The sequence below is a fragment of the Streptomyces sp. H39-S7 genome (assembly GCF_027158205.1).
Taxonomy (GTDB): Bacteria; Actinomycetota; Actinomycetes; order Streptomycetales; family Streptomycetaceae; genus Actinacidiphila.
The window spans coordinates 1-24706 of record NZ_JAPVLU010000032.1 but is presented as its reverse complement, the minus strand read 5'-3'; the positions used below and the strand labels follow the sequence as shown (position 1 = coordinate 24706).

General features: G+C 69.4%; 10 protein-coding genes. All 10 read left to right on the top strand.

All coding sequences use genetic code 11. The annotated features are described in order from the left end of the window. Positions 1–1236: condensation domain-containing protein (locus O3X23_RS27580; RefSeq protein ID WP_269274281.1), on the top strand; the 1236-nt coding region annotated here is incomplete at its 5' end. Next, on the top strand, positions 1233–9098 hold the full coding sequence (locus O3X23_RS27575; RefSeq protein ID WP_269274280.1) for a non-ribosomal peptide synthetase: 7866 nt from the start codon (positions 1233–1235) through the stop codon (positions 9096–9098). The genes O3X23_RS27580 and O3X23_RS27575, both read left to right, overlap by 4 nt. A gap of 2 nt (positions 9099–9100) precedes the next feature. Further along, complete coding sequence (locus tag O3X23_RS27570; RefSeq protein WP_269274279.1) at positions 9101–16189, top strand: amino acid adenylation domain-containing protein; 7089 nt, start codon at positions 9101–9103, stop codon at positions 16187–16189. A gap of 26 nt (positions 16190–16215) precedes the next feature. After that, complete coding sequence (locus O3X23_RS27565) at positions 16216–20256, top strand: amino acid adenylation domain-containing protein (RefSeq protein WP_269274278.1); 4041 nt, start codon at positions 16216–16218, stop codon at positions 20254–20256. A 26-nt stretch (positions 20257–20282) separates the two neighbouring features. Continuing rightward, positions 20283–21497 (top strand): cytochrome P450, encoded by a 1215-nt coding sequence (locus O3X23_RS27560; protein WP_269274277.1) that lies wholly within the window; start codon positions 20283–20285, stop codon positions 21495–21497. Between the two features lie 62 nt (positions 21498–21559). Continuing rightward, positions 21560–22792, top strand: a complete 1233-nt coding sequence (locus tag O3X23_RS27555; protein ID WP_269274276.1) for a macrolide family glycosyltransferase — start codon at positions 21560–21562, stop codon at positions 22790–22792. Between the two features lie 155 nt (positions 22793–22947). Then, positions 22948–23298: a DsrE family protein gene (locus O3X23_RS27550; RefSeq protein ID WP_269274275.1), complete on the top strand. Its 351-nt coding sequence runs from the start codon at positions 22948–22950 to the stop codon at positions 23296–23298. Next, entirely contained in the window at positions 23298–23705 is a 408-nt protein-coding gene (locus tag O3X23_RS27545; protein WP_269274274.1) for a hypothetical protein, read from the top strand. The genes O3X23_RS27550 and O3X23_RS27545 overlap by 1 nt, the downstream gene beginning before the upstream one ends. A gap of 13 nt (positions 23706–23718) precedes the next feature. Continuing rightward, complete coding sequence (locus O3X23_RS27540) at positions 23719–24117, top strand: hypothetical protein (RefSeq protein ID WP_269274273.1); 399 nt, start codon at positions 23719–23721, stop codon at positions 24115–24117. A 53-nt stretch (positions 24118–24170) separates the two neighbouring features. Beyond that, the coding region (locus O3X23_RS27535; RefSeq protein ID WP_331283956.1) for a beta-ketoacyl synthase N-terminal-like domain-containing protein at positions 24171–24706 on the top strand (536 nt) is incomplete at its 3' end.

Below are 24706 nucleotides of genomic sequence, written 5' to 3'. Positions count from 1 at the left end.
GTGTCGCGGACCGACGAGAACGGGCTGCCGACCCTCATCAGGCAGGAAACGGACCGGGCGCTGGACCGGCTCGCGCCCGAAGCCGGAGGCATGGTCCAGGCGGTCTGGTTCGACGCGGGACCGGGCCGGGCGGGCCGGCTGCTCCTCGCCCTGCACCACCTCGTCGTCGACGGCGTCTCCTGGCGGATCCTGCTGCCGGACCTCGCCGAGGCGTGGGAGGCGGCGGGAGCCGGGCACGACGCGCGGCTGCAGCCGGTCGGGACGTCGTTCCGCCGCTGGGCCGAGCACCTCGCCGGCTCGGCCGCGGAACCCGCTCGCATGGCTGAACTCCCTGTGTGGGACGGCATATCCGGCCGCCCGGAACGACTGCTCGGCAGCCGCCGACTGGACCCGGCGCGGGACACCGCCGGCACCGCGAGGTCACTCACCCTGATCCTGGAGCCGGAGCAGGCGGAGCCCGTGCTGACCACGGTGCCCAGCGCCTTCAACGCCGGTGTCAACGACGTGCTGCTCACCGCCCTCGCCCTGGCCGTCGGCGACTGGAGGCGGCGCCAAGGGGCCGGTGACGACACCTCCGTACTGGTGGATCTGGAGGGGCACGGCCGCGAGGAGTTCCTGGCGGGCATCGACCTCTCCCGTACGGTCGGCTGGTTCACCAGCCTCTTCCCGGTCCGGCTGGATCCGGGTCGGCTGGACCGGGCGGACGTATGGGCCGGAGGGACCGCCGCCGCGGACGCGCTCAAGCGCGTCAAGGAGCAGCTGCGGGCGCTGCCGGACAACGGTCTGGGCTACGGGATGCTGCGCTACCTCCACCCCGGGACCGCGGCGGCCCTCGGAAACCGCCCGGGTCCGCAGATCTCGTTCAACTACTTGGGCCGCTTCGACGCCTCTGCGGACACGGAGCCCGCGTACTGGACTGCGGACCCCCTGGCCGAGGTGCTGAGCGCCGGAGCCGACGCCGCCATGCCACTCGCGCACTGCCTCGAAGTCAACGTGCTCACCCGGAGTACAGCGGACGGACCGCGGCTGGTGGCCACCTGGTCATGGCCGGACGGGGTGCTCGCCGAGCCCGATGTCCGGGCGCTCGCCGAAACCTGGTTCGACGCGCTCAACGCACTTTCGGCCCACACGGGCCAGGCCGGCGCGACTGGCTGGACTCCCTCGGATCTCCCGTTGGTGTCGCTGTCGCAGGCCGAAATCGACCTGTTGGAATCCGAGTGGAGGAACTCCTCATGAGCACGCCGGGACTCGCCGACGTTCTGCCCCTGTCCCCCCTGCAGGAGGGCATCCTCTTCCTTGCCCTCTACGACGAGCAGGCGGTCGACGCCTACACGGTGCAGCTCGGCTTCGACCTCGACGGTCCACTCGACGCGGCGCGCCTGCGCGAGGCCGGACGATCCCTGCTGGTCCGCTACCCCAACCTGCGTGCCGGGTTCCGCCACGAGAAGCTCACCAGGCCGGTCCAGGTGATTCCGCACCAGGTGGAGCTGCCCTGGCGGGAGATCGATCTCAGCGACCGTCCCGCCGGGGAGCGGGATGCGGCGCTCACGCGGCTGCTGGACGAGGACCGCGCCCGGCGTTTCGACCTCACCCGGCCGCCGTTGGTGCGCTTCACCCTGGTCCGGCTGGGCGGCGACCGGCACCGCCTGGTGCTCTCGATGCACCACATCCTGCTGGACGGCTGGTCCTTCCCGTTGCTGGTGAACGACCTCTTCGCGCTCTACGGGAGCACCGGCGACGCCGCCGGGCTGCCGAAGGTCACTCCGTACCGGGACTATCTGGCCTGGCTCGCCGCGCAGAACCGGGACGCCGCCGGGCAGGTCTGGCGAGCGGCGCTGGCCGGGGTCACCGAACCCACCCTGCTGACCTCGGACGCCATGAGCCGGGTGCGGGTGGCGCCGCAGGAGCTCACGGCGAAGCTGTCGGAGGAGTTGACGGCGGAGCTGTCGGCGGTGGCGCGGGGTCGTGGCTGGACGATGAACACCCTGGTGCAGGGTGTCTGGGGGTTGCTGCTGGCGTCGCTGACCGGTCGCGACGACGTGCTGTTCGGCGCGACGGTCTCCGGCCGCCCGCCGGAACTGCCGGGCGTGGAAACGATGGTCGGACTGTTCATCAACACCCTGCCGGTCCGGGTACGGCTGGATCCCGCCGACTCCCTCACGGAACTGTTCACCCGGCTGCAGAACCAGCAGACCGAACTCATGGAACACCAGTACCTCGGACTGACCGACATCCAACGGATCGCGGGAATCGGCACCCTCTTCGACACCCTGGCCGTCTACGAGAACTACCCCTTCGAGTCGGGCGAGTTGGAGAAGACCGTCGGCGGTGTCCGGGTCTCGGGCTTCTCCGGCCATGACGCCACCCACTACCCGCTCAGCCTGATCGCCTACCCGGGCGAGCGGATGCACCTGCGGTTCGGCTACCGCCCCGACCTCCTGGACGGGAAGGCCGTGGAGACGCTGATTGCCCGGCTGACCCGGATCTTCGAGGCGGTGGCCGCCGATCCGGAGCAGCTGATCAGCCAGGTCGACGTCCTGTCACCGGCGGAACGCGACCGCGTGCTGGTGGAGTGGAACGACACCGCGCACCCGGTGCCGTCGGCGACGCTGCCGGAGCTGTTCGAAGCGCGGGCAGCCGGATCCCCGGAGCACACCGCTGTGGTGTTCGAGGGCGAGCAGCTCTCGTACGCCGGGCTCAACGCCCGGGCGAACCGCCTGGCCAGGCTGCTGATCGACCGGGGTGCGGGACCCGGGCAGTTCGTGGCACTCGCCGTACCGCGCTCGCTGGAACTCATCGTCGCCCTGCTCGCGGTGGTCAAGACCGGGGCGGCCTACGTACCGGTGGATCCCGATTATCCTGCCGACCGGATCGCGTACCTGCTCCAGGAGTCCCGGCCGCTGCTGGTGCTGACGACCGCGGCCACCGCGGCCGGCCTGACCGCGCAGGAAACCGCGATCCTGGTCCTGGACGCGCCGGACAGCATCGATGAGCAGTCCGGGTACGCCGCCGAGGACGTCACCGATGCCGAACGCCGGGCACCGCTGTCCGCCGCCGACGCGGCGTACGTCATCTACACCTCCGGTTCGACCGGGCGGCCGAAGGGCGTGGTCGTCCCGCACGAGGGCATCGTCAACCGGCTGGCGTGGATGCAGGCGGAATACGGACTGACGCCTCGGGACCGGGTGTTGCAGAAGACTCCGTCGGGATTCGACGTCTCGGTCTGGGAGTTCTTCTGGACGCTCACCGAGGGCGCCACCCTCGTGGTCGCACGGCCCGAAGGCCACCGGGATCCGGCCTATCTGGCCGAGCTGATCCGCGCCGAGGAGATCACCACCGCGCACTTCGTACCGTCCATGCTGCAGGTGTTCCTGCAGGAGCCGACCGCGGCGCGGTGCACGCGGCTGAGCCGGGTGATCTGCAGCGGGGAAGCGCTGCCGGGCGACCTGCGGGAACGGTTCTTCCAGGTCCTCGACGCGGAACTGCACAACCTCTACGGTCCGACCGAGGCCTCCGTCGATGTGACCTACTGGGCCTGCCGGCCGGACGCCGGATCCGAACCCGTCCCGATCGGCCGCCCCGTGTGGAACACCCGGGCGTATGTGCTCGATGCGGCGCTGCGGCCGGTGCCCGCGGGAGTGACAGGGGAGCTCTATGTCGCGGGCATCCAGCTGGCTCGTGGGTATCTGGGGCGTGCGGGGCTGACGGCGGAGCGTTTCGTCGCGGACCCGTTCGGTCCGGCGGGCGGGCGGATGTACCGCACCGGTGATGTCGCCCGGTGGTCCGAGCACGGCGTGCTGGAGTTCGTCGGCCGCGCCGACGACCAGGTGAAGATCCGCGGGTTCCGCATCGAGCTGGGCGAGATCGAAGCCGTACTCTCCGCCCACCCGGCAGTAGGGCATGCCGCGGTCGTCGTCCGCGAGGACCGGCCCGGCGACAAACGACTGGTGGCGTACGCCGTGGCGAGCGCCGGGACCGCATTGGATCCTGCCGCGCTGCGTACGCGGGTGGCCGAGTCACTGCCCGAGTACATGGTGCCGTCCGCGTTCGTGATCCTGGACGCCCTGCCCCTGTCGGTGAACGGCAAGCTGGACCGTAAAGCACTTCCCGCACCCGAGACCCCCGCCGGTCAGGGAGCGCGGGCCGCCAGGACTCCGCAGGAGGAGATCCTCTGCGGACTCTTCGCCGAGATCCTCGGCACTCCTCGTGTCGGCATCGACGACGACTTCTTCGACCTCGGCGGCCACTCTCTGCTCGCCACCCGCCTGGTGTCGCGGATCCGATCCACGCTGGGCGTGGAGCTCGCCATCAGCACCCTCTTCGAGGCCCCGACGGTGGCCCGGCTGGCAGCGGAACTGGCGAACGCGGACGATGCCCGGGCGGGCGTACGGCCGTATGTGCGGCCGGAGATCGTGGAACTGTCGTTCGCACAGCGCGGGCAGTGGTTCCTCAACCGCTTCGACGAAGGCAGCGGCTCGTACAACATCTTCCACGCCGTACGCCTGAAGGGCGTTGTGGACCGGGTGGCGTTGGGGTCGGCGCTGGCGGATGTGGTGGGTCGGCACGAGAGCCTGCGGACGGTGTTCCCCGAGGTCGACGGCGTCGCCCGCCAGGTCGTACTCACCTCACCCGATGTCACGCTCGCGCAGTCGGACGTCGCAGAGGCAGGACTCCCGGCGGCGCTGACCGCCGAGGCCGGGCGTTCCTTCGACCTCACCGTGGACGTGCCGCTACGCGCCCACCTGTTCCGAGTCGCGCCCGCCGAACACGTCCTGTTGCTGACCATCCATCACATCGCGTCTGACGGTTGGTCGCTGGCTCCTCTGGCGCGTGACCTGTCCACCGCCTACACCGCCCGACTCACCGGCACCGCACCCACCTGGGCACCATTGCCGGTGCAGTACGCGGACTATGCCCTGTGGCAGCACGACACCCTCGGCGACGAAACCGACCCCGCCTCCCCCATCGCCCAGCAACTCACCCACTGGACCACCACCCTGGCCGGACTCCCCGAAGAGCTCACCCTCCCCACCGACCGGCCACGCCCCGCCAACCCCACCGGCCACGGCGCCAGCGTCGTATTCCACCTCGACGCCGCACTACAAACCCAACTCACCACCCTCGCCCGCACCACCCACACCAGCCTCTTCATGGTCATCCAAGCCGCCCTCACCACCCTCCTCAACCGACTCGGCGCCGGCACCGACATCCCCCTCGGCACCCCCATCGCAGGACGCACCGACGAAGCCCTCGACCCCCTCATCGGCTTCTTCATCAACACCCTCGTCCTGCGCACCGACCTCACCGGCAACCCCACCTTCCACGAACTCCTCCACCGCACCCGCACCACCAACCTCACCGCCTACACCCACCAAGACCTCCCCTTCGAACGCCTCGTCGAAATCCTCAACCCCGAACGCACCACCACCCGACACCCCCTCTTCCAAACCATGCTCGCCCTCCAGAACAACCCCCCAGCAACCCTCCACCTCCCCGACCTGCACACCGCGGAAGAGCCGGTCGACATCACCACCAGCAAGTTCGATCTCGCTCTGGACCTCACCGAGCGGTTCGGCGCTGATGGCACCGAGGAAGGCATCGATGCCTTCCTGCAGTACAGCGTGGATCTGTTCGACCGGGAGACGGCCGAGTCGATCGTGACCCGGCTGATCCGAGTGCTGAAATCAGTGGTCGACAACCCCCAACAGCCGATCAGCCAGATCGACGTACTCGGCGCGGACGAACGGCAGCAACTCCACACCGGCTGGAACGACACCACCCACGCCCTACCCGCCGCCACCCTGCCCGAACTCTTCGAAGCCCAGACCACCCGCACACCCCACAACACCGCCCTGATCAGCGGCACCGACACCCTCACCTACACCGAACTCAACACCCGCGCCAACCAACTCGCCCGACACCTCATCACCCACGGCGCCGGCCCCGAACACCTCATCGCCCTCGCCATCCCCCGCTCCACACAACAACTCATCGCCCTCCTCGCCATCACCAAAACCGGCGCCGCCTACCTCCCCATCGACCCCACCTATCCCCCAGAACGCATCACCTACACCCTCGACGACGCCACACCCACCCTCCTCCTCACCACGAGCCGTACGGGTATCACCGGCCCCATGGAGCGGGTGCTGCTCGACGACCCGGACACCGCGCGGGCGTTGGCCGGGTACGCGGACACGGACCTCCCGGCCACCGGTCGGACCTCCCCCCTCAGCGCACGGCATCCGGCCTATGTCATCTACACCTCCGGCTCCACCGGCACCCCCAAGGGCGTCGTCGTCACCCACCACGCGCTGGCGAACCAGCTGCGGTGGCTCAGCGCCGAGACGGAGCTGACCGGGGCGGATGTCGTCCTGGGCCGTACTCCGGTCGGTTTCGACGCGGCCGGCGGCGAGCTCTGGCTGCCGCTGCTCGCCGGTGCGACGCTGGCCCTGGCCTCCGACGAGGTGACGCGGGACCCCGAGCAACTGCTGACGTTCATCGGACGCCACGGCGTGACCGCCGCCCAGTTCGTCCCGTCCCTGCTGGCGGCGATGCCGCTGGACGAGCGGGGCCAGGGCATCAGGGTGCTGCTCTCCGGCGGCGAGGCACTGCCCGCCGCACTGGCCGAACAGGTCATCGCGGCCTGGGACGTCCAGCTGATCAATGTGTACGGTCCGACCGAGACGACGATCCAGGCAGCCGCGGGCAGGTTCACCGGCCGGGCCGACCGTACGGCGACCGTGCCGATCGGCCGCCCGGTGTGGAACACCCGGGTCCATGTCCTGGACGAGAGCCTGTCGCCCGTCGCCGTCGGAGTCACCGGCGAGCTCTACATCGCGGGCGACCAGCTCGCGCGGGGCTACCTGAACCGGCCGGCGCTGACCGGCGAGCGGTTCGTGGCGGATCCCCTCGGGCCGGCGGGCAGCAGGATGTACCGGACGGGCGACCTCGTCAGGTGGCATGCCAACGGTGAGCTGGAGTTCACCGGACGCTCCGACGACCAGGTGAAGGTACGCGGCTTCCGGATCGAGCTCGGTGAGATCGAGAGCGTGCTGGCCGCACACCCGGAGGTGAGCCGGGCCGCCGCGACCGTGCGCGAGGAGCAGCCGGGCCAGAAGCAGCTGGTCGGCTACATCGTGCCCGCGGTCTCCGGCTCGGAGCCGGACACCGCCCTGCTGCGCAAGCACCTCGGTGACGTCCTGCCCGAGTACATGGTGCCGGCGACCGTCGTCGTGCTGGACGCGCTGCCCCTGACGCCCAACGGCAAGCTGGACCGCAGGGCACTGCCCGCGCCCATGTTCAGGGCGGAGGCGTCGGTGCGCGCACCGCGGACGCCCCAGGAGGAGATCCTCTGCGCCCTGTTCAAGGAGTTGCTGGGTCTGCCGCAGGTCGGGGTCGACGCGAACTTCTTCGACCTGGGCGGCGACAGCATCGTCTCCATCCAGCTGGTCAGCCGGGCCCGCAAGGCAGGCCTGGCGATCACTCCCCGCGCCGTGTTCCAGCACAAGACGGTCGAGGCGATCGCCGCCGCGGCCGGCGCGGTCGGCGGGAAGGTGAGCAAGGCCGCCGACACCGGTGTCGGCGAGGTGCCGCTGACACCGATCATTCACGGGCTGCGCGAGCGCGGCGGTCCGATCGGCAAGTTCTCCCAGACCAAGTACCTCAGGACCCCCGCGGGCCTGGACATCGGCCGGCTGGAGGCAACCCTCCAGTCGCTGCTCGACCACCATGACGCGCTGCGCATGCGGCTCGTCCGTCCGGCGAACGGCGGCGCGTGGGAACTCGCGGTCGTCGCCGCCGGGAAGGCCTCCGCCGCCGAGCGCACCCGGCGGGTGGACGTGGCGGGGCTGGACGCCGGGGCCCACGCCGCCCTGCTCGCCGAGGAGATCGCGGCGGCGGGAACGCGGATCGTTCCCGAGGACGGCGCGATGTTCCAAGCGGTCTGGTTCGATGCCGGACCGCAGCAACAGGGCCGCTTGCTGCTCGTCCTGCACCACCTGATCGTCGACGGTGTCTCCTGGCGCATCCTGGAGACGGACATGGCCGTCGCATGGAAAGCCGTGTCCGAGGGAACCCCGCCGCAATTGCAGCCGGTCGGCACCTCGTTCAAGCGCTGGGCCGAACACCTGGTCGCCGGGGCGCACGACGCGAAGCGCGGCGCGGAACTGCCGCTGTGGGAAGAGATCCTGGAGACACCGGACGCACTGCTGGGTGACCGCCCGCTGGACCCGACGCAGGATGTGATGAGCACCCTGCGCTACGTCGCGCAGGAACTGTCCACCGAGAGCACGACCGCGCTGCTCACCACGGTCCCCGCCGCCTTCAACGCCGGCGTCAACGACGTGCTGCTGACCGCGCTGGCGCTGGCGGTGGCGGACTGGCGACGGCGGCGCACCGGTGACGCGGACAGCGCCGTACTGGTGGACCTGGAGGGCCACGGCCGGGAGGAGTTCGTCGAGGGCGTCGACCTCTCACGGACGGTCGGCTGGTTCACCAGCCTCTTCCCGGTCCGGCTGGACCCCGGGGCGGTCGACTGGGACGACCTCTGGTCGGGCGGTCCCGCGGCGGGAGACGCCCTCAAGCGGGTCAAGGAGCAGTTGCGCGGGCTGCCGGACAACGGTCTCGGCTTCGGAATGCTGCGGTACCTCAACCTGGAGACCCGGACGACCCTCGCCGACGCGCTGCCCCGGCAGATCGGATTCAACTACCTCGGCCGGCTGACCGCGGTCGACGAGGACTCGGCGGACTGGTCGCCCGCGCCGGAGGACGTCCCCGGTCTCCAGGACCCGGATGCCCCGATGGTGCACGGACTGGAGCTGAACGCGCTCACCGAGGACCACGCGGACGGGCCGCGGCTGGCGGCCGCCTGGTCCTGGCCGCAGATGCTCTTCAGCGAGGCCGACGTGCGCGACCTCAGCGAGACCTGGGAGCGGGTACTGGCAGCTCTCGTCTCCCACGTGGACCGGGGCGGAGCCGGCGGGAACACCCCGTCCGACCTCTCGCTGGTCACGATGACCCAGGCCCAGATCGAGGCTTTGGAAGACGAGCTCGAGGACGACGACCTCGATGACGACCCCGACGAAGAGTGGAGCAGCTGACAGTGAAGGCAGCACAACAGTCCCGGATAGAGGACGTACTACCGCTGTCTCCCCTCCAGGAAGGCCTGCTGTTCCACGCCTCGTACGACACAGGAGCGGCGGACCCGTACATGGTCCAGGTCGCCTACCGGCTGGACGGGCCGCTGGACGCGCCCACCCTGCGGTTGGCGGCCGGAGCACTGGTGCAGCGCCACGCGGTGCTGCGTGCCGGATTCCGTCAGGCGGGCGGTGAACCGCCGGTCCAGGTCATCCGGCGCCAGGTCCGGCTCCCGTGGACCGAGCTCGATCTGAGTTCGCTGGGTCCGGAGGAGCGGGAGGCGGCGTTCCAGCGGATCGTCGACGAGGACCGGCTGCGCGGGTTCGACATGGCCCGTCCTCCGCTGGTCCGGTTCACCCTGGTCAAACTGGCACCGGAGCAGCACCAGTTGGTGATGACGAACCATCACATCCTGATGGACGGATGGTCGTCGCCCCTGGTCACGGGCGACCTCTTCGCGCTGTACGCCGCCCGCGGGGACGAGAGCGGCCTGCCGGTGGTGACCCCGTACCGGGACTACCTGGCGTGGCTGGCCCGGCAGGACCGCGGCTCCTCCGAAGAGGCCTGGCGTCAGGTGCTGGACGGAGTCGCGGAACCCACCCTGCTGGCGTCCGGCGCCACGGGCCACGAGCCGGTGGCGCCGGAAGGCCTGTCCCTGGAGCTGTCGGAGGAGTTGACGGCGGAGCTGTCGGCGGTGGCGCGGGGTCGTGGCTGGACGATGAACACCCTGGTGCAGGGTGTCTGGGGGTTGCTGCTGGCGTCGCTGACCGGTCGCGACGACGTGCTGTTCGGCGCGACGGTCTCCGGCCGCCCGCCGGAACTGCCGGGCGTGGAAACGATGGTCGGACTGTTCATCAACACCCTGCCGGTCCGGGTACGGCTGGATCCCGCCGACTCCCTCACGGAACTGTTCACCCGGCTGCAGAACCAGCAGACCGAACTCATGGAACACCAGTACCTCGGACTGACCGACATCCAACGGATCGCAGGAGTCGGCGCCCTCTTCGACACCCTGGTCGTCTTCGAGAACTACCCGGTCGATCCGGCCGCTCTGGACTCCTCCTTCGCCGGCCTGCGGATCTCGGACGTCGGCGGCCGGGACTCGACCCACTATCCGCTGAGCCTTGCCGCGATGTCCGGCAGCCGGCTCCGGATGCGGCTGGCCTACCGGCCGGAACTCTTCGACGCCGCAACGGTCGCCGCGTTCGCCGAGCGGCTGCGGTCGCTCTTCGAGGCCGTCGCGGCGGACCCCGACGGCAGGGTCGGTGCGGTGGACGTCCTGGACCCGGCCGAGCGCCACCGGGTGCTGGTGGAGTGGAACGAGACGGCACGGCCGATGCCCGCGGGGACGCTGCCGGAGCTGTTCGAAGCGCAGGTGGAGCGCACCCCGGGCGCCACCGCGGTGCTGTACGGCGACGAGTCGCTCTCGTACGCGGAGCTCAACGCCCGCGCCAACCGGCTGGCCCACCACCTGATCGCGCGGGGAGCAGGGCCCGAGCAATTGGTGGCGCTGGCCCTGCCGCGCTCCGCCGACCTGCTGGTCGCCGTACTCGCGGTGCTGAAGGCGGGTGCCGGATACCTGCCGGTGGATCCGGGCTATCCGGCGGACCGGATCGCCTACCTGCTGCAGGACGCCGCACCGGCCGTCGTCCTCACGACCGGCGTCGCGGCCGGGAAGCTGCCGGACACCGCGGCGCCGCTGGTCGTCCTCGACGCGCGGAACACCCGTGAAGCGCTCGGCGCGCTGCCGGTGGCGAACCCCTCGGACGAGGACCGCGCGGCACCGCTGCGCCCCCAGAACCCCGCCTACGTCATCTACACCTCCGGCTCCACCGGCCGCCCCAAGGGCGTGCTGGTCCCGCAGGAGAATGTGGCGAACCTGGCGGGCTGGGCCGTCCGGGAATTCGGACCTGAGCGGCTACGGCACGTGCTGTTCACCACGTCGCTGAACTTCGACGTATCGGTCTTCGAGATCTTCGGGCCGCTGCTCTGCGGTGGCACCGTCGAGGTGCTGCGCGACCTGCTGGCCCTGGCGGACCGGCCGGCAGGCAGCCGGGCGTCGCTGGTCAGCGGCGTACCGTCGGCGCTCGCACAGCTCGTCGCACAAGGGGACATCCGGACCCTGGCAGACACCGTGGTCCTGGCGGGCGAGGGTCTGGGCGAGCAGGCGGCCTCGGACATCAAGCGGGCGCTCGCGAGCTCACGGCTCGCCAATGTCTACGGCCCCACGGAGACCACGGTCTACGCCACCGGCTGGTGGACCGACGGCGAGATAGGGAGCGCCCCGCCGATCGGCCGGCCGCTGAGCAACACCCGGGCGTATGTGCTCGATGCGGCACTGCGGCCCGTGCCCGCGGGAGTGACGGGAGATCTGTATCTCGCGGGCATCCAGCTGGCTCGTGGGTATCTGGGGCGTGCGGGGCTGACGGCGGAGCGTTTCGTCGCGGACCCGTTCGGTCCGGCGGGCGGGCGGATGTACCGCACCGGTGATGTCGCCCGGTGGTCTGAGCACGGCGTGCTGGAGTTCGTCGGCCGCGCCGACGACCAGGTGAAGATCCGCGGGTTCCGCATCGAGTTGGGTGAGATCGAAGCCGTACTCTCCGCCCACCCGGCAGTAGGGCATGCCGCGGTCGTCGTCCGCGAGGACCAGCCGGGCGACAAACGACTGGTCGCCTATGTCGTGGCGGGCAGCGGTGCCACGTTGGATCCTGCGCAGTTGCGCACGCAGCTGGCCGAGGCACTGCCCGAGTACATGGTGCCCTCTGCCTTCGTGGCCCTAGATGCACTGCCCCTGACCGTCAACGGCAAGCTGGACCGTAAGGCCCTTCCCGCACCCGAGACCCCCGCCGGCACCACTACCCGCGGCCCCCGCACCCCCCAGGAAGAGATCCTCTGCGGGCTGTTCGCCGAGGTTCTCGGTGCTCCTCGTGTCGGCATCGACGACAGCTTCTTCGACCTGGGCGGCCACTCCCTGCTCGCCACCCGACTGGTGTCGCGGATCCGATCCACCCTGGGCGTGGAACTCGCCATCAGAGCGCTGTTCGAGGCGCCGACGGTGGCCCGGCTGGCCGGCGCTCTGGCAGACGCGGGCAGCGCGCGGGCGGGCGTGCGGCCGTTCGAACGGCCGGAGGCCGTCCCGCTGTCGTTCGCCCAGCGTCGCCTCTGGTTCCTCAACCGCTTCGACACCGGCAACACCGCCTACAACCTGCCGTTCGGGCTCCGGCTCTCGGGTGACGTGGACCCGGTGGCGCTGGGGTCGGCGCTGGCGGATGTGGTGGGTCGGCACGAGAGCCTGCGGACGGTGTTCCCCGAGGTCGACGGCGTCGCCCGCCAGGTCGTACTCGCCTCACCCGATGTCACGCTCGCGCAGTCGGACGTCGCAGAGGCAGGACTCCCGGCGGCGCTGACCGCCGAGGCCGGGCGTTCCTTCGACCTCACCGTGGACGTGCCGATACGCGCCCACCTGTTCCGAGTCGCGCCCGCCGAACACGTCCTCCTTTTGACCGTCCATCACATCGCAGCTGACGGCGCCTCTCTGGCACCCCTGGCCCGTGACCTGTCCACCGCTTACACCGCCCGACTCACCGGCACCGCACCCACCTGGGCACCATTGCCGGTGCAGTACGCGGACTATGCCCTGTGGCAGCACGACACCCTCGGCGACGAAACGGACCCCGCCTCCCCCATCGCCCAGCAACTCGCCCACTGGACCACCACCCTGGCCGGACTCCCCGAAGAGCTCACCCTCCCCACCGACCGACCGCGCCCCGCCAACCCCACCGGCCACGGCGCCAGCGTCGTATTCCACCTCGACGCCGCACTACAAACCCAACTCACCACCCTCGCCCGCACCACCCACACCAGCCTCTTCATGGTCATCCAAGCCGCCCTCACCACCCTCCTCAACCGACTCGGCGCCGGCACCGACATCCCCCTCGGCACCCCCATCGCAGGACGCACCGACGAAGCCCTCGACCCCCTCATCGGCTTCTTCATCAACACCCTCGTCCTGCGCACCGACCTCACCGGAAACCCCACCTTCCACGAACTCCTCCACCGCACCCGCACCACCAACCTCACCGCCTACACCCACCAAGACCTCCCCTTCGAACGCCTCGTCGAAATCCTCAACCCCGAACGCACCACCACCCGACACCCCCTCTTCCAAACCATGCTCGCCCTCCAGAACAACCCCCCAGCAACCCTCCACCTCCCCGACCTGCACATCACCCAGGAACCCATGGCCCGCAGCAGTGGGATCTTCGACCTGGCGGTGGAGCTGGTCGACAGCTATGACGAGGCGGGTGCCGCGGCCGGAATCCGTGGTGGGCTCTCCTACAGCGTGGATCTGTTCGACCGGGAGACGGCCGAGTCGATCGTGACCCGGCTGATCCGAGTGCTGAAATCAGTGGTCAACGACCCCCAACAGCCGATCAGCCAGATCGACGTACTCGGCGCGGACGAACGGCAGCAACTCCACACCGGCTGGAACGACACCACCCACGCCCTACCCGCCGCCACCCTGCCCGAACTCTTCGAAGCCCAGACCACCCGCACACCCCACAACACCGCCCTGATCAGCGGCACCGACACCCTCACCTACACCGAACTCAACACCCGCGCCAACCAACTCGCCCGACACCTCATCACCCACGGCGCCGGCCCCGAACACCTCATCGCCCTCGCCATCCCCCGCTCCACACAACAACTCATCGCCCTCCTCGCCATCACCAAAACCGGCGCCGCCTACCTCCCCATCGACCCCACCTATCCCCCAGAACGCATCACCTACACCCTCGACGACGCCACACCCACCCTCCTCCTCACCACGGTGGAGAGCGGTGACGCGCTGCCCGGCACCTCAGTGCGGCGGCTCGTCCTCGATACGGAGGCCACCGCCGAGGCCGTGAGCCGGTACTCGGGCGCGGATGTCGGTGACGCGGAACGGCTGGCCCCCCTGACGTCGCACAGCCCGGCCTATGTGATCTACACGTCGGGTTCCACCGGCACCCCCAAGGGCGTCGTCGTCACCCACCATGGGATCGCCAGCTTCGCCGCCACGCACATCGACCGGTTGCGCATCGACGGGACCAGCCGTGTCCTGCAATGGGTGGCGGTCACCTTCGACCCCTCGGTGGGCGATGTCGCCATGACCCTTCTCGCCGGGGCGACTCTCGTGCTGTCCGCCGGACCCGGGCAGCCGTTGGGTGAGGAACTCGCGTCCCTCGTAGCCGAGTCCGCGATCACCCACCTCATGCTGCCTGCCGCCGTGCTGGCCACACTTCCGGATGCCGACGGGTCGGGTCTGGAGACGGTGGTGGTGGGCGGTGAGGCGTGTTCCGCGGAGCTGGTCGCGCGCTGGTCCTCCGGCCGCCGAATGATCAACGCGTACGGCCCGACGGAATCCACCGTCGCAGCAACCATGAGCGCCCCCTTGTCGCCCTCCGCAACCGCCCCACCCATCGGGCGCCCCGTATGGAACACCCAGGTCCACGTACTCGACGCGGCGCTGTCGCTGGTTCCGCGCGGGGTGGCGGGTGAGCTCTACATCGCCGGAGCCGGGCTGGCGCGCGGCTATCTGAATCGTCCGTCGTTGACCGCCGAGCGCTTCGTGGCCAACCCGTACGGCCCGCCGGGATCCCGGATGTACCGCACCGGCGACGTGGTCAGGTGGCGTGCCGATGGGAACCTGGAATTCGTCGGACGTACCGACGACCAGGTGAAGATCCGCGGCTTCCGGGTCGAGCTCGGCGAGGTGGAGGCCGTACTGGCCGGCCACCCGGAAGTGGCCCAGGCCGTCGTGGTCGCCCGTGACGATTCCCAGGACCGTAAGCAACTGGTGGGGTACGTGGTGCCCGCCGAAGCCGGCGAGCAGTCCTCCGATCCGGTGGTGCTGCGCGCGTATGTGGCCGAGGCGCTGCCGGAGTACATGGTGCCGGCGGCCGTGGTCGTGCTGGACGCGCTGCCCCTGACGCCCAACGGCAAAGTGAACCGCAAGGCACTGCCCGCGCCGTCCTTCACCGCCGTCTCCCACCGCCCGCCGCGCACCGCGCGGGAGGAGGTGCTGTGTGCGGTCTTCGCGGAAGTGCTGCGCCTGCCCGAGGTCGGCATCGACGACAATTTCTTCGACCTCGGCGGCCACTCCCTGCTGGTCGTCGACCTCGCCGCCCGTATCCGGGCGGCGATCGGCGCCGAGGTGACGATCCGCAGTCTCTTCGACGCGCCGACCGTCGCCGGGCTGGCGGCCGGGCTCGACCGGGACGACAGCGGCGATTCGCTGGACGTGCTGCTGCCGATGCGGACCCACGGGCAGCAGTCGCCGCTGTTCTGCGTCCACCCGGGGATGGGCATCGGCTGGCCCTACTCCGGGCTGCTGCGCGGGGTCGACGAGGATCGGCCGGTCTACACGATCCAGGCCCGCGGCCTGCTCGACGTCACGGAACTACCCTCTTCTTTCGACGAGTTGATGGACGACTATCTCGACCGGATCCGGTCCGTCCAGCCCCACGGGCCCTACCACCTGCTGGGCTGGTCCTTCGGCGGCGCCGTGGCACAGGGAATGGCGGCCCGGCTCCAGGCGGCGGACGAAGAGGTCGCGGTGTTGTGCCTGCTGGACTCCTATCCACTGGATGTGAATCCGGCCGCGGAAGAGCCCGACAAGCAGCGGTTCCTGGCCGAGCTCCTGGAAACGGCGGGCATCACGTCCCCGGACGTCCTCCTGGAGGGTGAGCATGTCATGGACGCCCTGCGGGCCGCCGGATCACCGCTGGCCGCGCTGGACGGGGAGCGGCTGGAGAACGTCTATGCGGTGTATCGCAACCTGATCCGCATCAGCGAGGAGTACACCCCCGGCCGGTTCGAAGGCGATGTGCTCTTCTTCCGCGCCGCGGCGGACACGGAAGCCATCGGAATCGACCCGATGTCCTGGAAGCGCTTCGTGGGCGGCCAGGTCGAGGTCCACGACATCGCCTGCCACCACGGAGAGATGACACAACCGCACGCGGTGGAGCAGTACGGGCCCGTGCTGCGGAAGAAGCTGAAGAACACCCGGTGAGCCCGGATCGAACCGAGGAGAACAACATGTCCGACCACCGGGCGACCGTCCAGGTGACCCCCTTGGCGTCCCCCTCACCGACTCCGCCGGCGGCGCCGCGGCCAACCGCTCCGCCGGCCCGGCTTCCCCTGACGGCCGCCCAGTCCGGGATGTGGTTCGCCCAGCGTCTCGAGCCGGAGAACCCGATCTACAACGGGGGCCAGTACCTGGAGATCCACGGGCGGGTCGACGCGGCGTTGTTCGAGACGGCGTTGCGGCAGGTGGTGCGGGAGACCGAGGCGCTGCGGATTCGCTTCGTCGAGGACGCCGACGGTGTCCAGCAGCTCGTCGACCCGGATCCCGACTGGTCGGTGCGAGTGGTCGATGTCAGCGGCGAGTCCGATCCTCAGGCCGCCGCCGAGCGCTGGATGTGGGCCGATCTGGTCCAGCCGGTCGACCTCACCGAAGGTCCGCTGTTCCTCTTCGCGCTGATCGAGACGGCACCCGAGCGTTTCCGCTGGTACCTGCGCTGCCACCACATCGCACTGGACGGCTTCAGCGGTGCACTGGTCGCCCAGCGGGTGGCGGAGGTCTATTCAAACCTGGTCGACGGAACGCCGTGCCCTGATGCCTCGTTCCACCCGCTGCGCGAGCTGGTGGAGGCAGACGCCGCCTACCGTGCGTCGGAGCACTTCGCACGGGACGGGGCGTTCTGGCGCGAGCACTGCGCCGACCGCCCGGAACCCGCGGGGCTGTCCGGCAAGCAGCCGTCCATGCCCCAGCGGCTCACCCGTCGTACGGTGCAGCTGGACCCGGAGACCACGAAGGCGCTGCGGGCGGCGGCCGATGAGGCCGGGGTGCCGTGGCCCCCCGTCATCACCGCGGTCTTCGCGGCGTACCTGCAGAGCATGACCGGTGGCGAGGAAGCCATCCTCGGCCTTCCCGTCACCACCCGGCTGGGCCGGGCCGCGCGCTCGACGCCGGGAATGGTGTCGAACATGCTGCCGCTACGACTGTCCGTACGCCCTGAGATGAGCCTGCGGGAACTCCTGGTGTACGTGTTCGGCGAGATGCGGCGCACCATGAAGCACCAGCGGTACCGGTACGAGGATGTACGGCGCGACCTCGGGCTGCTGCGGGACGATCAGCGGCTGGTCGGCCCGCAGGTCAACATCATGATGTTCGGAGACGCGCTGCGCTTCGCCGGCCACCGGGCCACCGCTCACACCCTCAACCTGGGCCCGGTCGACGACCTGGCGGTGGTCGTCTACGACCAGAGCGACGACGGCTCGCTGAAGATCGACTTCGAGGGCAACCCAGATCTCTACAGCGACGCGGAGCTCGCCGCCCACCAGGAGCGCTTCCTCGGATTCCTGCACGCCCTTGTCGTGGCCGGCACCGACCGGCCGGTGGGTCAGGTCGAGTTGTTGCTTCCGGCCGAGCGCCACCAGGCGCTCCAGGGGCGGAACGACGCTGTCGCCGCGGACCCCTCCGTCACCATTGTGGAGTTGTTCGAGGCGCAGGTGGGGCGGTCGCCGGAGAGTGTCGCGGTGGCGTTCGGTGCGGAGGCGGTGTCGTACGGGGAGTTGAACGGGCGGGCGAATCGGCTGGCACGCTGGCTGATCGGGCAGGGCGTGGGCCCGGAGCGGTTGGTGGGCCTGGTTCTGCCGCGGTCGGTGGATCTGGTGGTCGCGGTGCTCGCGGTCCTCAAAGCCGGCGCCGCGTATGTTCCGGTCGACCCCGATTACCCCGCGGACCGCATCGCGGTCATCCTGGGCGACGCCGCACCGGCCCTGGTCCTGGACACCACGACTTTTGCGGCGGATCTCTCCGCGTATTCCACTGCGGACATTCACGGCGATGAACGCACGGGGCCTCTGCGCGGCGGATCGGCCGCGTATGTCATCTACACGTCGGGGTCGACCGGGCGCCCGAAGGGTGTGGTGGTCCCGCACCACAATGTGGTGCGCCTGTTCTCCTCCACGGAGGGGTGGTTCGGTTTCGGCCCGGACGATGTGTGGACGCTGTTCCATTCCTTCGCGTTCGACTTCTCCGTGTGGGAACTGTGGGGAGCGCTGCTGCACGGCGGGCGCCTGGTCGTGGTGCCGTTCGCCGTCAGCCGCTCGCCGGAGGAATTCCTGCGCCTGCTCGTCACCGAAAGCGTCACCGTCCTCAACCAGACGCCGTCCGCGTTCTACCAACTCATGCAGGCCGACCGCGAAGCACCCGAGATTGGCCGTGATCTCGCGTTGCGGTACGTCGTCTTCGGCGGCGAAGCACTCGACCTGTGGCGCCTCACCGACTGGTACGACCGCCACCCCCACAACGCCCCAACGCTGATCAACATGTACGGCATCACCGAAACCACCGTCCACGTCAGCTACATGCCACTGCACCCCGACCTGACACAGACAGAGGGAGACGGTGGGAACGGTGGCAGTACGGCGAGCGTCATCGGACAGCCCCTGCGGGACCTGGGCGCCTACGTCCTGGACGGCGCCCTGCGCCTGACACCCCCCGGCACCGCCGGCGAGCTCTACGTCACCGGCGCCGGCCTGGCCCGCGGATACCTCGACCGAGCAGCACTGACCGCCGAGCGGTTCGTCGCGGACCCCTACGGACCTGCCGGCACCCGCATGTACCGCACCGGCGACGTCGCCCAATGGACCGCCGACGGCGTCCTGGAATTCGTCGGCCGCGCCGACGACCAGGTCAAGATCCGCGGCTTCCGCATCGAACTGGGCGAGATCGAAGCCGTACTCTCCGCCCACCCGGCAGTAGGCCACGCCGCGGTCGTCGTCCGGGAAGACCGGCCCGGCGACAAGCGGCTGGTCGCCTATCTCGCGCCGGCCACCAACTCCACGCCCGACCCGGCCGCACTCCGCGCCCATACAGCCACCGCCCTGCCCGACTACATGGTGCCCTCAGCGTTCGTGATCCTGGATGCACTGCCCCTGACCGTCAACGGCAAGCTGGACCGCAAGGCCCTCCCCGCACCCGAGACTCCCACCAGCACCACTACCCGCGGCCCCCGCACCCCCCAGGAAGAGATCCTCTGCGGGCTCTTCGCCGAAGTCCTCGACACACCACGTGTCGGCATCGACGACAACTTCTTCGACCTCGGCGGCCACTCCCTCCTCGCCACCCGACTGCTCAAGCGCATCCAGGCGACCTTCGGCGTCGAGCTGACCATCCGCAGCCTCTTCGAAGCTCCGACTCCCGCCGCACTGTCGGAGCACCTGAGCGACGACGCCGAACGCGGCGGGGCGCTCGACGTCCTGCTGCCGCTGAAGCCGTCCGGGACCCGCACGCCGGTGTTCTGCGTGCATCCGGCAGGTGGCATGAGCTGGTGCTACTCCGGGCTCATCAGGCATCTGGGCCAGGACTACCCGCTCTACGGCTTGCAGGCGCAGGGCCTGGACAGCCAGGAGGAGATCCCGGAATCCATCGAGGAGATGGCGGCCGGGTACGTCGAACAGATCCGTACGGTCCAGCCGGCCGGGCCTTACCGCCTCGTCGGATACTCCGCGGGGGGCGTGATCGCCCATGCGATGGCAACCCGGCTGCAGCAGCTCGGCGAGCGGGTCGACCTCCTCGGCATTCTGGACACCTATCCCGGCCAGCGGATGCCGCCCATCGACGAGCAGGACGTGCTGGCCGACCTGCTCAGCTGGGTCGGCTACGACCGCAGGTACCTCGGCAAGGCACCGCTGACGCACGCCCGCGTCACGGAGGTCCTGCAGCGGCTCGGCAGCGCGATGGCGATGCTGGAGGAGCGTCACATCACAGCCATCAGCAGGATTTACGCGAACAACAGCGCCATGTTCAACAATTTCACCCCCGGTCATTTCGACGGGAGCATCCTTTTGGTCGTGGCAACGCTGGACAAGATCGATATTTCGCCGACACCCGAGTCGTGGCGCCCTTATGTCGGAGGGACGATCGAAACCCGTGAGATCGACCGCAAGCACACCGATCTGATGAAGCCGGGGCCGCTCGCCGAGATCGGCAGGATCCTGGCGGAGAAATTGGAATCCATCGACGGGCCCGGAACCGGGCCCGTCGCCGGCACCGGCACCGGTTCCTGACCGAATTGGGCGAGGGGAAGAATCTGATGAGTGGAATCGACATCGTGAACGGCCTGGTACCGGACGAGGCGAACGCGGATTTCTTCGCATGGTTGCGGCGCATGCGGGACACCGAACCGGTCTCCTACGACCCCGCGACCAATACGTGGTCGGTGTTCGGCCACGCCGAGACGATGCATATCGTATCCAACCCTGAAATATTCAGTAACGACCTCTCCGCGATCACCCCACCGCAGGAGGACTACGACGTCTTCTTCCAGGGGAACATCGCGGGGATGGACGATCCGCAGCACGGGAAGTTCCGTGGCGTGGTCAGCAAGGTCTTCAGCGCCCGGTACATCGCCGGGCTGGAGGACCGGCTGACCGGGATAGCGACGGAACTGATCGACGGCGTGGGCGACAAGGAACAGTTCGACCTCGCTGTGGACTTCGCGTCGCCGTTCCCCGTCGCCGTGATCACGGACATTCTCGGAGCCGACCGCGAGGACGCCTCGCTCTTCGCGGAGTGGGCGAACCTGCTGCACGCGAGCGACGCCAGCATGGACGGAGTCATGGCCGCGGCCATGAACCTGCGGACGCTCAACGCCTATATGTTCGACATCATCCGCAAGCGGCGCGCCGCCCCGCAGGACGATCTCATCAGCCTGCTGATCGGCGCGGAGGTCGAAGGGCGTCGCCTCACGGACGCCGAGATCGTCGGCTTCGCGGGTGTGCTGCTGATGGGCGGCATCACCACGACCGCCGCGTTGATCTCCAACATCATCCTGCTGTTCGACCGGTCCCCCGGCGACTGGGCCAAGGTGCGCGCCGACCGCACCCTCGTCCCGAAGGCCATCGAGGAGATCGTTCGCCTTCGCCCCTCGTTCAGCAGCTTCGTGCGCATGACCACCTGCGACACGGAACTCGGCGACGAGTACATTCCCGCCGGCTCATTGGTGAAGATATGGGTTTCCTCCGCGAACCGTGACGCGGCGCAGTTCCCCGACGCCGAACGCTTCGACATCCACCGCAGCCCGAACCGGCATGCAGGATTCGGCAAGGGAATCCACTTCTGCATCGGTGCACCGCTGGCGCGACTCGAAGGCAGGATCGCGTTTAATCTCCTGCTCGACCGCTATGCGGATGTCCGGGTGGACCGGAGCCGTGACATCACCTTCCTGGACACCGGCGACATGCTCGGCGCCCTGCGGCTCCCCGTCACCGCGACCCGGGATGAATTCTCCGCCGCGCTCACCCACTGACATCACCTGAGAACCCGAAGACCAGAAGACCAGAAGAACCCGAAGAATCAGCAGGAGGAAGCATGCCCTGGAAACCACCCCACCCGTCCGGCGCGCGAAGACCGGATCAGCCTCCGGCCCATATCGCCCTGTTCAACATCCCGGCGTACGGGCATGTCACGCCGACCCTCGCGATCGTCGCCGAACTCGTACGGCGAGGACACCGGGTCAGCTACGCGATCACTGAGGAATTCGCGGCGCAGATCGCCTCGGCGGGCGCCGAACTCGTTCCGTATGCCACGACCCTGCCGTCCGCGAAGCGGGCCGAGGACTGGCCCTCGGACGACCCGGTGGCGATGGCGTCCATCGCTCTCGACGAGGCGGTCGCGATCCTTCCAGGCCAGTTGGCGGCCTTCGACCATGACCGGCCGGACCTGGTGCTGCACGATTTCGGCGCGCTGACCGCACGGTGGCTGGCGCACCGCTGGAACGTCCCGGCCATCTGTCTCTCCTCGACGCACGTGTCCGACGCCCTTCCCGAGGAGCGGGCACAGCAGCTCAAGGGTCTGCATGCCCTGCTGGACGGCGAGCCCCGGTGGGAAGAGCATCGTCTCCGGTTCCGTGCGTTCCTGGACGCGGGCGGTCTCGATCTCCCGATCGACGACTACACCGGGCTTCCGGAGCGTTGCCTGGTCGTGCTGCCACGGGAGTTCCAGTTCAACCACGAGGACGTCGGCGACCGGTTCGCCTTTGTCGGGCCGTGCCTGGCGGAGCGGGAGTTCCAGGGGGAATGGCAGGCCCCGGACGACGACCGGCCTGTTCTGCTGGTCGCCCTCGGGTCGGCCGGCAGCAACCAGCCCGAGTTCTACCGCCAGTGCATCGAGGCCTTCAAGGACTCGGAATGGCATGTGGTCCTGGCCATCGGCCATGAGCTCGACCCCGCCGTCCTCGGGCCTCTTCCCGGCAATGTCGAAACACATGTCAGCGTTCCGCAACTGCGGGTGCTTGCAAGGGCGAAGGCCTTCATCACCCACGCCGGCATGGGCTCCGCCCTGGAAGCCATGTCGCACGGGGTCCCGATGGTGGCGGTGCCCCAGGTGAACGACCAGTTCGTGAATGCCCACCAGATCGAGTTGCTCGGCCTGGGGCGTCACCTCCCCCTCGCCGAGGTCAGTGCGGAGCGGTTGCGCGAGGCAGTGCACGCCGTGGTCGCCGATCCGGAGGTCTCGGCGCAGCTGGCCGTGATGCGCGGTCACATCGAGCAGGCCGGCGGAGCGACTACGGCGGCCGATCTCATCGAGCGGTTCCTGAGCTGAGGCTCATTCTGGCAGGACCATGCAACGCCCCTGGGATCCGGCGCGGGACGCGGTGATGCTGGCCGTGCCGGAGAAGTCATCCCGCAACGCATATCGCGACAACATGCCGAACGGACGAGGGTGCCAGGTTGGTGAACGGTGAAGAGGAGGACAGGGTGGACACCCGGCCCGCCCTTGCTCCCCATCTTCTGATGGAGAGCAAGGGCCCGTGGACCGGTCCGTCCTGCGCCGCGTTCCTGCGCGACGCACGTGATTTGGCCCGTATCGGCCATCCGGTACAGCTCTTGCTCATCCAGGACGGCGTCGGCGCCGCGGTACGGGATCCTTCAGCGTCGGCGGGCACCCGGGAGGTGGCTGAGGCCGGTGGTGAGATCTGGGTGGACGACTTCTCACTCGCCCAGCGCGGGCTGTCCGACTCGGACCTTCTGCCGTCCGCCCGGGTCGTCGGCATGTCCGAGGTCTCGGCCCGCGTGCTGGACCCCGCTGTGAAGGTGGTGTGGCACTGATGCCGACGAAGGTTCCGCACACGGATGTCCTCATGACGGTGATGGGGTCGCCCCATGAGAGTGACCTCATCACCAGCGCGTTGCGGCTGGCCCAGTCCCTCCTGGAGGGCGGCGCCGCGGTGCAGATATGGGCCTGTGGGTACGCGACCATGCTGACGCAGCAGGGCCTCGGGCAGAGCAAGCCGCGCAATCTGGCCGAATGGTCCACCGAGTACCCGTCCATGGCGGCGCTTGTCCAGGGCATGCTCACGGCCTTCCCGGACCGGCTCCACTGGTACGCCTGCCGGTTCTGCAGTGATGACCGGGGTGCGATCGCCCATATCCCCGAAGTGCCGCTGCGTGCGCCGGCAAAGTTCGCGGAGCATGTCGCCGCCGCGGACAAGACCTTGTACCTCGGTGTCATGTGATGGGAGTGCTGTGATGACGGCGGATTCCGGGCGCGCTCTCGCGATCATCGAACGTGCCCACCGAGGAGCCCTGGAGACCCAGTTCTCCGACGCTCTGTACTGCGCCTTCCTCTTCCACCGCCACCTCGGCGGGCTGGACGTACTGCTGCGCGGACCGGCTGTCACGTATGCGGCCCAGGCCGGCCGGGCTCCGGAACTGCGCCTGGGCGGACACGCCTTCACCACGGTGACCGACCCCCGGAAGGGCCTGGACGTCCTGGTGGGCTCCGGCGTCGGTGTCTGGGCCGAGGAGCCGGACCTGTCCGCTTACGGGCTGACGAGCGAGGAGAGCCTGTTGCCCGGGGTGCGGCGGGTGGCAGCGGGTTCCATGGCCGCCCGCTGGTCCGACTACCGCACCGTCTTTTTCCTCTGAGCTGTGTTCTACCTATGGAGAGTGATTCTGCTGTGAGCGGGATGGTCACTACGGTGCGAGGTCCGGTGATCACCGGCTGGTCGGCGGTGTCGCCGTTCGGGATCGGCCGTGAGGCATTCATCGAGGGCGTGCGGTCGGGCCGGCCCACGGTCACGGTCCTGGACTCCGACACCTGGACGGGCCCGGACGAACAGGCCTGCCTCGTACCGGACTTCGACATCAGAAAGGTGCTGGGCAAGAAGGGCACCCGGTCCATGGACCGGGTCACCGGCCTGGCCGTCACCGCCATCGGCGGCCTGATGGGGGAATCGGTGCGGTCAGGACCGGTCGTCGGCGATGAGCGGGCGGCGCTGGTACTGGGGACCAACACCGGCAGCGCCCAGAGCATGATGGACCTCACCCGGGACACGTTCGTCCAGGAGGAGCCCTTCTACATCGACCCTTCGAAGTTCCCCAACACCGTCATGAACTGTGCGGCGGGGCAGTGTGCCATCTGGTACGGCCTGAAAGGCCCGAACACCACCGTCGCCGCCGGCCGCGCCTCAGGACTCCTCGCCCTGAACTACGCCCGCCGACTCCTCGCCTCAGG

What these genes read in the sequence shown, in the direction of transcription:
- O3X23_RS27575 (WP_269274280.1), top strand. Translation starts at nt 1,233, where the DNA reads ATGAGCACGCCGGGACTCGCCGACGTTCTGCCCCTGTCCCCCCTGCAG.
- O3X23_RS27565 (WP_269274278.1), top strand. Translation starts at nt 16,216, where the DNA reads ATGTCCGACCACCGGGCGACCGTCCAGGTGACCCCCTTGGCGTCCCCC.
- O3X23_RS27545 (WP_269274274.1), top strand. Translation starts at nt 23,298, where the DNA reads ATGCCGACGAAGGTTCCGCACACGGATGTCCTCATGACGGTGATGGGG.
- O3X23_RS27555 (WP_269274276.1), top strand. Translation starts at nt 21,560, where the DNA reads ATGCCCTGGAAACCACCCCACCCGTCCGGCGCGCGAAGACCGGATCAG.
- O3X23_RS27540 (WP_269274273.1), top strand. Translation starts at nt 23,719, where the DNA reads ATGACGGCGGATTCCGGGCGCGCTCTCGCGATCATCGAACGTGCCCAC.
- O3X23_RS27560 (WP_269274277.1), top strand. Translation starts at nt 20,283, where the DNA reads ATGAGTGGAATCGACATCGTGAACGGCCTGGTACCGGACGAGGCGAAC.